Here is a 12290-nt window from a genome sequence, read left to right as displayed (position 1 = left end):
GCTCATTGGTCCTGTTTGCGGTTGAGGGCCAGCACCTGGGCGGGCAACAGGCGCACCGCATCGCCGCTGTGCAGCAGGTGCGCGCCGAGGGCGACGACGACCTGGCCGGGGTTCACGCCGCTGTCGAGCAGGGCGTCTTCCTGGCCGAGGCTGGCGACCTTGACGGCGGCGAAGCTGACCTTGTTATCCGCGCCGATCAACCACACACCGGTGCCTTGCCCTACATCGTGCAAGGCGCCAATCGGTACGCGGGTTTGTTGCGCCTGGCCGTCGCCTTGCAGGCGCACGGTGATGGTCGAGCCGAGGGCGAAGCGCTCGACGTTACCGTGCAGCACATAACGGGCGCGGTAGGTGCGGGTGATGGGGTCGGCGCTGGCGGACAGTTCGCGCAAGGTGGCCGTTACCGCCTGGTCCGGGGCGCCGAAGGGGAAGGCCAGGGCTTTTTGCGCGGCCTGGTCACGCTGGTTTTCCGGCAGATTGACGATGGCTTCGCGGGCGCCGTCATGGGCCAGGCGCGCGACGATTTGCCCTTCGGCGACCACTTGGCCGCGGTCCACCCGCACGTCGGTGATGGTGCCGTCGCCGTCGGCCTTGAGTACCGAGTAAGTGCGGCGGTTCTCGATCTGGCTGGCATCGGATTGCGCCGCAGCCAGCTCGGCCTCGGCGACGCGCAGGTTAGTCGCCGACTGGTCGAAGATCTGCCGCGACACCGCGCCGGTACTGGCCAGGCGCTGGTAGCGGTTTTCATCGTCGCGGCGTTGGCGCAGTTGCGCCTGGGCGGCGTTGACGCGGTTTTTCGCCGAGCGCAGGGCCAGCTCGAAGTCGCCGATGTCCAGCACCAGCAGGGTTTCGCCACGGGAGACGTGCTGGCCGGGGTCGACCTTGCGTTCGATGACCTTGCCGCTGACCCGGAAGCCCAGGTCGCTTTCCGTACGCGCCGCCACCACGCCGGTGTAGGCGCTTTGCTGAGTGCCGGCGGCTTCGACCTTGGCGGCGAGTACCGGACGCGGTTGCGGCACTTCAGCGGCGGTGTCGGCCTGGCTGTTGCAGCCACTGAGGAGGATCAACAGGGCCAGGGGCGTGAGAAGACGCGAGGGGAGAGGGATCATGTCGGGCTCCGGGGATTACCAGTGGGCAAAAAATTATGGACATAATTTTTTACGCATATTATGGTCGAAATATAAATAAATCCAGCCCCGGATAATCCCCATGTCGAACGCCCCGGCCCCATCGCGAAGCTTATTGTTTTTACTGGTGGCCCTGACGGCACTGGGTGAAGTCTCGACCCAATTGATCATCCCAGGCTTGGGTGTGATCGAGCAGGCACTGCTGGCGCCGTCGGGGTCGGCGCTGATGGCACTGTCGGCGTTTGTCGCCGCCTTTGGCCTGGGGCAACTGCTGTTCGGGCCGCTGTCGGACCGTATCGGCCGCCGCCCGGTGCTGATCGGCGGGCTGTTGCTGTATGTGCTGGCGACTTTGTCGATGCTGCTGGTCAATGACATCCAGCAATTTATTGCCGCTCGCGTCGTGCAAGGCCTCGGCGCCTGCGCGGCGTTGGTACTGGCGCGCACCGTGGTGCGTGACGTGTGGAAGGCCGAAGCGGGGCCGGCGCTGGCGCTGACCATGATCGGCATGCTTTACGCCATCGTCGTCGCACCGATGGTCGGCGGCCTGCTGATCAAGCTGCTGGGCTGGCGGGCGCCGATCCTGCTGGCCTTGGCGATTGGCAGTGTGGTGTTGCTGCTGGCGCTGCTGTTCTTCCGCGAGAGCAACCACTTTCTCGACCCCAAGGCCGGCCACTGGCGCACCCTCGGCGGGCAATACCTGGATCTGCTCAAGGGCCGCCAGTACCGCGCGTTCGCCGTGGCGCTGGCGTGCACCTATGGCGCCATGTTCGCAGTGATCGCCGGTTCCTCGGCGGTGTATATCAATCTGCTGGGCTTGAGCAGCCTGGAGTACGGCATCAATTTCGGCGTGATCGTGTCGATGCTGATCATCGGTTCCACCTACACCCGGCGCAACATCCAGCGCCTGGGGCCGCAACGGATTGTGGCGATGGGCGTGACGCTGGTGGCCATGGGCGGGATTGCCGCGCTGGTGATTTATGCGCTGTTTGGCCTGTCGGTGCTGGGCCTGGATATTCCCATTGCGCTGGCGACCCTCGGCGGCGGCCTGGTATTGCCCGGGTCTGTGACCGGCGGGGTCATGCCCAACGCTCACCGCGCCGGTTTGGCGGCGGGCTTGATGGGTTTTGCGCAGATGTTCGGCGCGACCTGCAGTGGCCTGTTGCTGAGCCATCTGCGCGACGGCAGTGCCACGCCGATGATCGTGATCCAGGCGTGTTTTGCCGTGACGGCTTTCGTGGCCTTCCATTTGTTACGTGAGCGCCGTAGCGCAGAGGTCGCAGCCGCCTGAGTTGTCACACTTTGTCCAAGTTTCTCGGGGCTGGATGATTACGATTCTCTTTTGAGTCTAATCCGAAGGTCTTCGCCCATGCTGCCTGCTTTTCGTTTCTCGCCCCTGGCCCTGCTGGTTGCCGCCAGTCTTCATGCCCACGCGGATGAGCCTGTTGCACTGGAACTCAATGATGTCGTGGTGACTGCATCCGGTTTTGCGCAAAGCGCGGAAGACGCGCCGGCCTCGGTCACCGTGATCGATGGCGAGGAACTGCGCCGCAAGTCCTACCGCGACCTCGGCGACGCAGTACGGGACGTAGAAGGTGTGACGGTCAACGGCGGTGCGAATGAAACCGACATCTCTATCCGTGGCATGCCGGCCGACTACACCCTGATCATGGTCGACGGCAAGCGCCAGAGTGCGCGGGAATCGCGGGTCAATGGCAACAGTGGCTACGAACAGAGCTTTGTACCACCCGCTGCGGCCATCGAGCGTATCGAAGTGGTGCGCGGGCCGATGTCCTCGCTGTACGGCTCGGATGCCATCGGCGGGGTGATCAACGTGATCACGCGCAAGGTCTCACCGACCTGGGGCGGCTCCATCGGGTACGACTACTCGGCGCGCCAGCACAGCGACCAGGGCAATGCACGCCAGACCCAGTTCTACCTCAGCGGCCCGCTCAAGGAAGATTTCCTCGGTTTGCAGGTGTGGGGCCGCTACCTGGATCGCCAGGCCGACGACGACATCGAGCAGACCAATGGCTTCAGCAAAGCCGACCACCGCGACCTCACTGCACGCCTGGCCTTCACCCCGACCCTCGACCACGACATCCTGTTGGAAGCCGGCGCCACGCGCTTGAAGAATGGCGACGGCATGAGCGCCAACTGGGCCACCCGCGAGCAGGAAAACAACCGCGATCACTGGTCGCTGTCGCACCAGGGCCGCTGGGGCTGGGCCACCTCGGACATCGCGCTGTCTCAGGAAACCTCCAGCCGCGAAGGCAAGGCGACACCAGCGCAGACTGACATCTACGGGCGCAAACCCGAGATCAAGAACACCGTGTTCGACGCCAAGCTGGTGGTGCCCACCGCCCACAACGTCAGCACCGTGGGCGTGCAATGGAATAAAAGCGAACTGACCGACTGGAACCAGGGCCTCGGTGACCGCGTCGACTATAAATTCTCGGTGGTGCAAAAAGCCCTGTTCGCGGAAAACGAGTGGTCGATGACCGACAGCTTCGCCCTGACCACCGGCCTGCGCCTGGATGAGCACGAAGAGTACGGCGCCCACCTCAGCCCGCGGGTCTACGGCGTGTGGCGCGCCACCGAGCAGTGGACGCTCAAGGGCGGTATCGCCCGAGGTTTCAAGGCGCCGGAGTTGCGTGCCGTGGTTGAGGACTATGCCTACCTGCGCCGCAACCGCTTCGTGATGTTCGGCAACCCGGACCTCAAGCCCGAGACCAGCACCAACTATGAAGTCTCAGCGCTGTGGAGCAACCGCGACAACCTGTCCGGCGGCGTGACGCTGTTCTACAACGACTTCCAGGACAAGCTCTCCACCGTCACCACCGACCGGCGCTGGAACGGCTACACCATCATGGACCGGGTCAACGTCGACAAGGCGATCATCCAGGGCGTTGAGCTCAACGGCCAATGGGACATCAACCCCAGCGTGCTGCTCAAGGCCAACTACACCTACACCGACTCCGAACAGAAAAGCGGCGCCAACAAAGGCGCGCCCCTGGCCCTCACACCTGAGCAAAAAGCCAATGTGCGCACCGAATGGACCATCAACGATCGCACCCAGGCCTGGGCCTCGCTGAGCTACTACGGCGAGGAAACCGGCAACACCCTTACCACCGACGAACCGGCGCCGGGCTACACCACCGCCGACCTGGGCGGCTCCTATGACGTGAGCGATTCGTTGACCCTCAACGCCTCCCTCAACAACCTCACCGACAAGCGCCTGGACGATGAAACCTACGGCACGGTGAACTACGGCCGCACCCTGTGGATGGGCGCCACGCTCAACTTCTAGAGCGCGGTGGGCAATCGCACCACCGCGCACAGGCCGGCCGGTGGGCGATTTTCCAAGACCAGTTCACCGCCATGGGCCTGGATGCACGACCGTGCGATCGCCAGGCCCAGCCCCACGCCGCCGTCACTGACACCCCGTTGTACGAAGGGCTCGAAGACTTTGCTCAACCAATCTTCGGGTAGACCTTGGCCGTGGTCGAGAATCTCGATGCGCAGCCAGCCGTTGTCCTCGCGAACCAGGCTCAGGTCGGCATCGCCGGCGTGGCGCAGGGCGTTGTCGATCAGGTTGGTCAGGGCGCGCTTGAGCGCCAGCGGGCGGCAGGTCAGCAGTAACGGTGGTGCGCCGGCCCAGGTGACGGGCTGTCGCAGGCGTTGGTAACGCTTGGCCAGGTCATCCAGCAGGTCGCTCGACGAAAGCGTGGCAGTCGCTTCCTGCACCGCGTCGTCGCGCACGAAATTCAGGGTTTCTCGCACCATCGCACTCAATTCCCCGAGGCTTTCGAGCATGTCATCGCGGGCTGCGCCGGGCTCCAGCAACTCCACTTGCAGGCGCAGTTCGGTGATCGGCGTATTCAAGTCATGGCTGACCGCTGCGAGCATCCGCGTGCGGCCTTCGACATGCCGGGCGAGGTTGACCTGCATGGTGTTGAAGGCGGCAGTGAGGTCGCGGGCTTCCTGTGGGCCGGTTTCCGGCAGCGGCGCGATCCATTCACCGCGGCTGACGCGCTCGGTGGCCTGGGCCAGGGTCTTGATCGGGCGCACCACGCGAGCAATGAAAAACATCACGATCAGCAGCACCGGCAGGGTCGTCACCGGCAGGCTGTAGGCCAGGACGCGGCCCCATTCATAGGCGCCGGCGGGGTATTGCACGGCATTCAGGTAGGTACCGTTGGGCAGCGGCACGCTGCTGCGCAGGCGCAACGGCGCCCAGCCGGCGGGGCTGAACACATGGGTGCGGGCGTCGGCGCCGCTGATGCGTTCTAACTGCATACCGATGGCGGCGGCGTTATCCAGCTGTAATTGGCGGCGCAGCTCGTTGGCCAGGCGCTGTTCTTCCGGGCGGTGTGCAAACGGCGCCACCTCCGGCGTGGGGGCGATCCAGAAGCGCGTGTCGTCGGTGCTCATGCCGGCCAGCAGGTGCTCGGTTTCATTCGGGCTCAGGTCGATTGCCGTGTGATGTGCGATCCCCAGGCGTTCCAGGCTGAAACTGCGCGACAGCGGGTGGATCAGGCTGCCGGTGCGTTGCAGAAACAACATCGCTATGGCGTTCGACGCCAGCAATGCCAGCAACAACAACAGGCTCAACTGACGTGCCAGGCTGTGCGGCCACAGCCGGCTCAAGGTGTGCATTCGCTGACCTCGGCCGCCAATAGATAGCCGCCGCCCCAGATGGTGCGCAACAGTTCCGGGGTGGCATCGCCCTGGGCCAGCTTGCGGCGCAGGCGGCTGACTTGCCGGTCGATGGCGCGGTCGCTGACATCGCTGTCGGCGGCGGCGGTGAGGTCGATCAGGCGTTCGCGGGGCAGTAGGGTATTGGGGTGGGCGAGGAACACCTGCAGCAACCGGCTTTCAGCGGTGCTGAGTTGGATGTCGGGGTGGGCACCGCGGCGTAAGGTGGCGCTGGTCACGCTGAAGTGCCAACCGGAGAACTGATAGGCCCGTGCGCCAGTGCTGGGCGCGGTGGGGCCGGTGGCGCGGCCCTGACGGCGGAGCACGCTGTTGATACGCGCCACCAGCTCCCGGGGTTCGAACGGCTTGGTGACGTAATCGTCGGCGCCCAGGTCCAGGCCGCGTATGCGGTCGGCGGCAGTGTCGCGGGCGGTCAACAGGATCACCGGGGTGTTGCTGCGCCGATGCAACTGGTTGCACAACTCAAAGCCATCGCCATCGGGCAGCAGCACGTCGAGCACCACCACATCGAACGCCTGGGTCTTGAGCAATTGCCACATGCCGGCCGCGTCTTCAGCGGTGCGCACCTCAAAGGTGTGACGTCGCAGGTACGTGGCCAGGGGTTCACGAATCTTGCGGTGGTCATCCACCACCAGTACGCGCGGTGCGGCAGGCGCAGGGGCAAACGGCATTGCAGCCCTCGAGGGTTGAGCGGGAGAGAGCGGATATTACTACGAGTCATTATCATTAACGCTGTTTTGTGAGGGTGCAGTCTTAAATCGTCCTGCCAGTAGGACGATTAAGGTTGTTTTTACCGGCTAGCGCCCAATTGCTGCGAGTTTTAAGGTGTATGCACTTTGGAGGACCACCATGAAAAAACTCATCGGCATCTACACCAGCCCACGCGCCCACTGGGTCGGCGACGGCTTCCCCGTGCGTACGCTGTTTTCCTACGACTCGATGGGCAAGCACATCAGCCCATTCCTGCTCCTGGACCACGCCGGCCCGGCCGATTTCACCCCGACAGACCAGCGTCGCGGGGTCGGCCAGCACCCCCATCGCGGCTTTGAAACCGTGACCATCGTCTACGACGGCGAAGTCGAACACCGCGATTCCACCGGTGCTGGCGGAACCATCGGCCCGGGTGACGTGCAATGGATGACCGCCGCCAAGGGCATCCTCCACGAGGAGTTCCACTCCGCAGCCTTCGCCCGCAGCGGCGGCGTAATGGAGATGGTGCAACTGTGGGTCAACCTGCCCGCCAAGGACAAAATGGCCGACGCGGGTTACCAGACCATCGTCGACGGCGATATTCCCGTGCTGCCCTTGGCCAACGACGCCGGCCACCTGCGCCTGATCGCCGGTGAATTCGCCGGCACCCAAGGACCGGCGCGCACCTTCACGCCGATCGACGTGTGGGACCTGCGCCTCAACGCCGGCAAGCCCGTCACCCTGGACCTGCACGTCGGGCGCAACACCGCCCTGGTGATCCTGCGCGGCACGGTGCTGGTCAACGGCGAAGAAGTCGCACGCCAAGGCCAACTGGCGTTATTCGAGCGCGACGGCCGCCAACTCAGCCTGGAGGCCAACGACGATGCCAAGGTCCTGCTGCTCAGCGGCGAACCGATTGACGAGCCTATCGTCGGGCATGGACCGTTTGTGATGAATACCGAGCAGGAGATTCATCAGGCGTTTGTGGATTTCCAATCGGGTAAGTTTGGGCGGATGGACGCCTGACGGTTCACCCTAAAAACCTGTGGGGGCAGGTTTTATGTGACGAACGGGCTTGTTGTGGCGAGCGGGCTTGCCCCGCGTTGGGCTGCGCAGCAGCCCCAATAAACGCGACGCGGTTTTCCAGACATTCCGAAGCGGATGGTTTCAGGGCCGCTTCGCGCCCCAACGCGGGGCAAGCCCGCTCGCCACAACAAGCCCGTTCACCACCATTGCGCAGCAAGACATTTTGTTTGCGCAATCTCTATTTCATGCGATCTTCCCGTCATTCGCCCTGGAGTCGCCTGGATGCCCTCATTTATCGCTGATCACCCGATGCTGTGCGCCGTGGCGCTGATCTTTATCGACATCGCCGTGTGGCGCCTGATCTCTGCCGACCTGGCCAATTGGAAGCTGGCTGCGCGGTTGGCGATTTTTGCCGTGTTCAGTGCCGTGCTGTTCAACGACGGCATGAACCCCATGCAACTTGCGCCCTATACCGACAACACCGCCTTGCACCTGGCCGCCACGGCCCTGCAGATCGGCTGGTGGCTGTTTGCGGCGCGCACGCTGACGGTGTTGCTGGGCGCGGTGATGATGCAGCGGGTGGGTCACACCGGGCGGTTGTTGCAGGACTTGATGGGCGCGGTGATTTTCCTCATCGCGATCATCGCCGCGATGGCCTATGTGCTCGACCTGCCGGTCAAGGGCGTGCTGGCCACCTCCGGTGCGGTGGCGATCATCGTCGGCCTGGCGTTGCAAAGTACCCTGAGCGATGTGTTTTCCGGGATCGTGCTCAACACCACCAAGCCTTATCAGATCGACGACTGGATCTCCATCGACGGCACCGAAGGGCGGGTCACCGACATCGACTGGCGCGCCACACGCCTGCAAACCTCCCAGGGCAGCCTGGCGGTGATCCCCAACTCCCTCGCGGCCAAGGCCAAGATCATCAACTTCTCGCGCCCGGCGGACATGTTCGGCCTGACGGTCAGCCTGCAGGTCAGCCCCCATGCGCGTCCGCAAACCGTGATCGAAGCACTGGAACGTGCGATGCAGGGCTGTCGGCCACTGTTGGCCAAACCCGCGCCGAGCGTGGCATTCAAGACTTCCGCCAGTGGCGGCGTGGAGTATGAAATCAGCGGGTTCGTGCCGGCCATGGCCCTCAAGCGCGAGGTGCGCAACCAACTCTATGACCTGGCGTTCCGGCACCTGCAAGCAGCGGGCGTGGGCGTGCTGTCCGCCACTGAAAGCAGCGCACCACCGGCCATGTCTGCCGCGCGGGCGTTGCTGGAGCGTTCGTCGATTTTCTCCACCTTGCGCCAGGAAGAGAAAGACACCTTCAGCCAGAACATGACCCTGCACACCTACCGCGCCGGCGAGATGATCCTGCCGGCGGGGGAGGTCAGCGATCATTTGTTTATCGTCGAGTCCGGCGTGGTCTCGGTGATGTTGACCAAGGGCGGCCATGTATTCGAAGCCGGGCGCATGGGGCCGGGAGAAGTGATTGGGGAGGCCGGGATCTTGTCCGATCAGGCCGTGCTGGCGGACTTTTCCGCCAAGACCTTCTGCACGTTGTACCGCATCGAGAACGAATACCTGAAACCGTGCCTGGATGCGCGCCACGACATTAGCGAGGCGATGAAGGCACTGTTGGAATTCCGCCTGCATGCCGCCCAGGTCCTGACCCAGGAGGCGCCGGTGGTGCCGGTGAAGAAGGGCTTTTTGCAGTGGCTGCGCAAGCGCGGCCTGTGAGAGGCGAGGGCCTGAAAGTGCTGTACTCGGTGTCGAATGATCGCCAATGCGGGTTTTCTTGACTGTCTCTGACCACGTGAGGGCTCGACCTTGATTCGACTCACCGACTACATCGCCAACCTTGCTCAATCCCCCCTGGCCCCGTGGGCCGGCTTGGCGCCCTGGGCCCTGGTCGCCCAGGCGCCGGCCGTTGTTCGCCAGATGCTCGCCGACCTGCCGGCCGACGACTACAGCGTGAACGACGAAGTCGCCATCCACCGTACCGCTATCGTCGAACCCGGTGCCTTGCTCAAGCCGCCCCTGATCATCGGCGCCCATTGCTTTATCGCCAGCGGCTCACTGCTGCGCGGTGGGTGCTGGGTGGATGAGCACTGCATCATCGGCCCCGGCGCCGAACTGAAAACCACCTTCATGTTCAGCGGCAGCAAGCTGGCCCACTTCAACTTTGTCGGTGATTCAGTGCTGGGCCATGGGGTCAACCTTGAGGCGGGCAGTATCGTCGCCAACTACCGCAACGAGCGGGACGACAAGGACGTGCTGGTGCGGGTTGACGGGGTATTGCAGCGCACCGGCTGCGACAAGTTCGGCGCGTTGCTGGGGGATCAATGCCGGGTTGGCGCCAATGCGGTATTGGCGCCGGGGGCGGTTCTGGCACCTGCCAGCGTCGTGGGACGCGGACAGGTGTTTGATGCAGAGAACGGCTAGAAGTCGGCGATAAATTGCACGCCGCCGACCACTGCGCCCGTGGTTTGCGTAAGCCCGCCGGGGTATTTCACGTATTGCAGGTTAGGCCGCACCATCAGCCATTTCGTCGCCTGCACGCCATAGTTGATCTCGTAGCTGTACTCGCGGCGCTGCTCGGGCACGTACAGCGGGTCATCGATGTCGGTCACGCCATTGGCGCCGTTGAGCATCTGCGTATTGCGGGTATAGCGGTCGCTGACCTGCAACTTCGATGCGCCGAGGCCGAAGGTGTCGTCCGGGCGTGAATCGAAGGGGCCACGGTAGATCAGGCCGACCTGGATCAGGTGCTTGATCACGCTTTTGTCCGGGTCATTCACCGTCAGGTTCGCGAACACGTTGAGCCCGCGCCTGGCGTTGCCGTCGACCGTGGTTAATTGCTGCTGGCCCGACAGCCACCAGCCGCTGTTGCTGGAATACATCCGGTAGGGCTTTCGTGAGCTGGCGGCGTAGTTGCCGTCGGCGTCCTTGAGCATGTCCTTGGTGTCGGCGTTGGCGTAGTAGTAACCGGCGTGGTACTCGGAATTCAGCCCGGCGAGCTGGCCTTTCCAGATGGCCTCGATGGGGAAGCTGGTGCCCTGGGAACCGCTGATAAACGGCTTGAAACCATTGCTGGCTTCGGCGTTGCCGGGGTTCTTGTCGTAGGCGCCGACCTGCATGGCGAACTCATCGGTGAACTGGTACTTGGCCCGCACCGCCCACTGGCTGATCGGAAAGCTGTTCCACACGCCGTTCCAGTTGCCCTCCTGGGAACCGCACAGGGTGACGTTCTGGAACTCGCAGGGGAACTGGTCGAAGTCTTCGCCATGGCCGAAGCGCCCCAGTTTCAGGGCGAACTTGCGCTCGAAGAACTTCTGCTCGTACCAGAACTGCGAGAGCCGCCAGGCATTGCCGCCGCCGAAGACTTCCATGGTGGAGGTCAGGCCGGTGGCGTTGGGCTGGTGCACGCGGTCGTTGGTGATGTCTTTGCCATGGCGCTCACCGATGCCGATGCGAAAGGTCGCATCCTGCCAACCGAGGAGTTTTTGCAGGTCCATGTTGACGCCCAGGATCAACTGGTCGCTCCAGCGCGCGGTGGTGTGCGAGTTGTAGCCGCCGCCGAGGTTGGCGCCGACTTCGCCGACATACTTGAGGGTAAAGTCGTAGCCTTGTTCGGCCAGTTGCGGGCGCAGGCCGTTCCAATCGCCGAGCATGGCCGGGGAGTTGGGGTCGAGCAGGCCCGCACTGAAGGCACAGGTGGACATGGCGCTGCAGAGCAGGGCCAGGGGGAGGGTGGTGCGCATGGAAGTACTCCTGGAATTGTTGTTTTTATTAGGTACAACACAAACTTCAGGCACACAGAGATCCCTTGTGGGAGAGGGCTTGCCCCCGATGGCGGTGTATCAGTCACTAATGTACCGACTGACACTGCGCTATCGGGGTAAGCCCCCTCCCACAGTGGAAGTGTGATGTTTGTTAGGGCGCGGGGTTACTGCAGGTTTACGTAGAGGCCGCCATCGACGAGCAACGACGCACCGGTCACATACCGCGCCATGTCCGAGGCGAGGAACACGATCGGCCCGGCCACATCGTCCGGCTCGCCCAGGCGACCCAGGGGCGTGCGCGAGGTCATGTAGGCGAGTTTTTCTTCGTCGGCCAGGTCGTCCTTGTTGATGTCGGTGGCGATGGTGCCCGGCAGCACCGAGTTGCAGCGGATCCCATACGGGCCCAAGGCAATCGCGCAGGATTGCATCAACGAATGCAGGCCGGCCTTGGTCGGCGTGTAGTGGGTTTGCATGCCGCCGCCCACCAGCGCACTGATGGAACTGACGGCGATGATCGCGCCGCCACGGCCCTGGTTTTTCATCTGGTTGGCCGCCGCCTGCACGGCGAAGTAGGCGCCGTTGAGGTTGGTGTTGACGGTTTTCAGGTAGACCTCGCGGGGCATGTCGAGGAACGAGTGGAAGGGGCAGATGCCGGCATTGTTGACGAACACGTCGACGCTGCCGAAGGCCTGCACTGCGCCGGACACCAGCGTGTCGCCGGTGTCCGGGTCGGCCGCATCGCCGCCCACTTCGATGGCGTGGCCGCCAAAGGCCTTGATCTCTTCGATCAATGAATGCGCAGCCTCGGTGCCTTGGCCGCTGCCGCTGTGGCCGATCACCACGCGGGCACCCTGGCGGGCACACTCACGGGCGGCGGCGCGGCCGATGCCACGGGAGGCGCCGGTGATGATCACGGTTTTGTCTGCAAGCAACATAAAAATACTCCTAGAAAATCAAG

General features: G+C 63.7%; 10 protein-coding genes. 5 read left to right on the top strand and 5 right to left on the bottom strand.

Features of this window, described 5'->3' with window-relative positions; genetic code table 11:
* Window positions 1-2: 2 nt before the first annotated feature.
* Window positions 3-1109, bottom strand: a complete 1107-nt coding sequence (locus ACHPFG_RS17185; RefSeq protein ID WP_431699921.1) for an efflux RND transporter periplasmic adaptor subunit — start codon at window positions 1107-1109, stop codon at window positions 3-5.
* Between the two features lie 100 nt (window positions 1110-1209).
* On the opposite strand from ACHPFG_RS17185, the gene ACHPFG_RS17180 reads away from it, so the two are divergent.
* A complete protein-coding gene (locus ACHPFG_RS17180; protein WP_431699920.1) occupies window positions 1210-2415 on the top strand; it encodes a multidrug effflux MFS transporter in 1206 nt (401 codons plus the stop codon).
* A gap of 78 nt (window positions 2416-2493) precedes the next feature.
* The gene (locus tag ACHPFG_RS17175; protein WP_259242458.1) at window positions 2494-4434 is read left to right on the top strand and encodes a TonB-dependent receptor domain-containing protein; all 1941 of its coding nucleotides are present in this window, start codon (window positions 2494-2496) and stop codon (window positions 4432-4434) included.
* On the opposite strand, the gene ACHPFG_RS17170 is transcribed toward ACHPFG_RS17175, so the two are convergent.
* Together ACHPFG_RS17170 and ACHPFG_RS17165 are read right to left on the bottom strand one after the other, a co-directional pair.
* Window positions 4431-5750: an ATP-binding protein gene (locus ACHPFG_RS17170; RefSeq protein WP_184744046.1), complete on the bottom strand. Its 1320-nt coding sequence runs from the start codon at window positions 5748-5750 to the stop codon at window positions 4431-4433. The genes ACHPFG_RS17175 and ACHPFG_RS17170 overlap by 4 nt on opposite strands.
* A gap of 20 nt (window positions 5751-5770) precedes the next feature.
* Complete coding sequence (locus tag ACHPFG_RS17165) at window positions 5771-6514, bottom strand: response regulator (RefSeq protein ID WP_431699919.1); 744 nt, start codon at window positions 6512-6514, stop codon at window positions 5771-5773.
* 178 nt (window positions 6515-6692) lie between these two features.
* Between ACHPFG_RS17165 and ACHPFG_RS17160 the strand changes: the two genes are divergently transcribed.
* The 3 genes from ACHPFG_RS17160 to ACHPFG_RS17150 all read left to right on the top strand — a co-directional run bounded on the left by ACHPFG_RS17160 (window position 6693) and on the right by ACHPFG_RS17150 (window position 9992).
* Entirely contained in the window at window positions 6693-7559 is an 867-nt protein-coding gene (locus tag ACHPFG_RS17160) for a pirin family protein (RefSeq protein ID WP_145338813.1), read from the top strand.
* 282 nt (window positions 7560-7841) lie between these two features.
* Window positions 7842-9287, top strand: coding sequence for a mechanosensitive ion channel domain-containing protein (locus tag ACHPFG_RS17155; RefSeq protein ID WP_131696518.1), 1446 nt, complete (start codon window positions 7842-7844; stop codon window positions 9285-9287).
* Window positions 9288-9377: 90 nt separating this feature from the next.
* Window positions 9378-9992, top strand: coding sequence for an LpxA family transferase (locus ACHPFG_RS17150; RefSeq protein ID WP_431699918.1), 615 nt, complete (start codon window positions 9378-9380; stop codon window positions 9990-9992).
* On the opposite strand, the gene ACHPFG_RS17145 is transcribed toward ACHPFG_RS17150, so the two are convergent.
* Window positions 9989-11311 (bottom strand): carbohydrate porin, encoded by a 1323-nt coding sequence (locus ACHPFG_RS17145; protein ID WP_092489224.1) that lies wholly within the window; start codon window positions 11309-11311, stop codon window positions 9989-9991. The two genes, ACHPFG_RS17150 and ACHPFG_RS17145, sit on opposite strands and share 4 nt — an antisense overlap.
* A gap of 185 nt (window positions 11312-11496) precedes the next feature.
* Window positions 11497-12267 carry an SDR family NAD(P)-dependent oxidoreductase gene (locus ACHPFG_RS17140; protein ID WP_431699917.1) on the bottom strand — a complete coding sequence of 257 codons (771 nt, stop codon included), beginning with the start codon at window positions 12265-12267 and terminating at the stop codon, window positions 11497-11499.
* Window positions 12268-12290 lie beyond the last annotated feature (23 nt).

Source organism: Pseudomonas sp. BR20, from assembly GCF_050780135.1.
Classification (GTDB): Bacteria; Pseudomonadota; Gammaproteobacteria; order Pseudomonadales; family Pseudomonadaceae; genus Aquipseudomonas.
This window is presented reverse-complemented; position numbering and strand designations above follow the sequence as displayed.

Bases quoted from the DNA above. Each gene is read 5' to 3' on its own strand.
- ACHPFG_RS17185 (WP_431699921.1), bottom strand. From the start codon at position 1,109: ATGATCCCTCTCCCCTCGCGTCTTCTCACGCCCCTGGCCCTGTTGATC.
- ACHPFG_RS17180 (WP_431699920.1), top strand. From the start codon at position 1,210: ATGTCGAACGCCCCGGCCCCATCGCGAAGCTTATTGTTTTTACTGGTG.
- ACHPFG_RS17175 (WP_259242458.1), top strand. From the start codon at position 2,494: ATGCTGCCTGCTTTTCGTTTCTCGCCCCTGGCCCTGCTGGTTGCCGCC.
- ACHPFG_RS17165 (WP_431699919.1), bottom strand. From the start codon at position 6,514: ATGCCGTTTGCCCCTGCGCCTGCCGCACCGCGCGTACTGGTGGTGGAT.
- ACHPFG_RS17160 (WP_145338813.1), top strand. From the start codon at position 6,693: ATGAAAAAACTCATCGGCATCTACACCAGCCCACGCGCCCACTGGGTC.
- ACHPFG_RS17155 (WP_131696518.1), top strand. From the start codon at position 7,842: ATGCCCTCATTTATCGCTGATCACCCGATGCTGTGCGCCGTGGCGCTG.
- ACHPFG_RS17145 (WP_092489224.1), bottom strand. From the start codon at position 11,311: ATGCGCACCACCCTCCCCCTGGCCCTGCTCTGCAGCGCCATGTCCACC.
- ACHPFG_RS17140 (WP_431699917.1), bottom strand. From the start codon at position 12,267: ATGTTGCTTGCAGACAAAACCGTGATCATCACCGGCGCCTCCCGTGGC.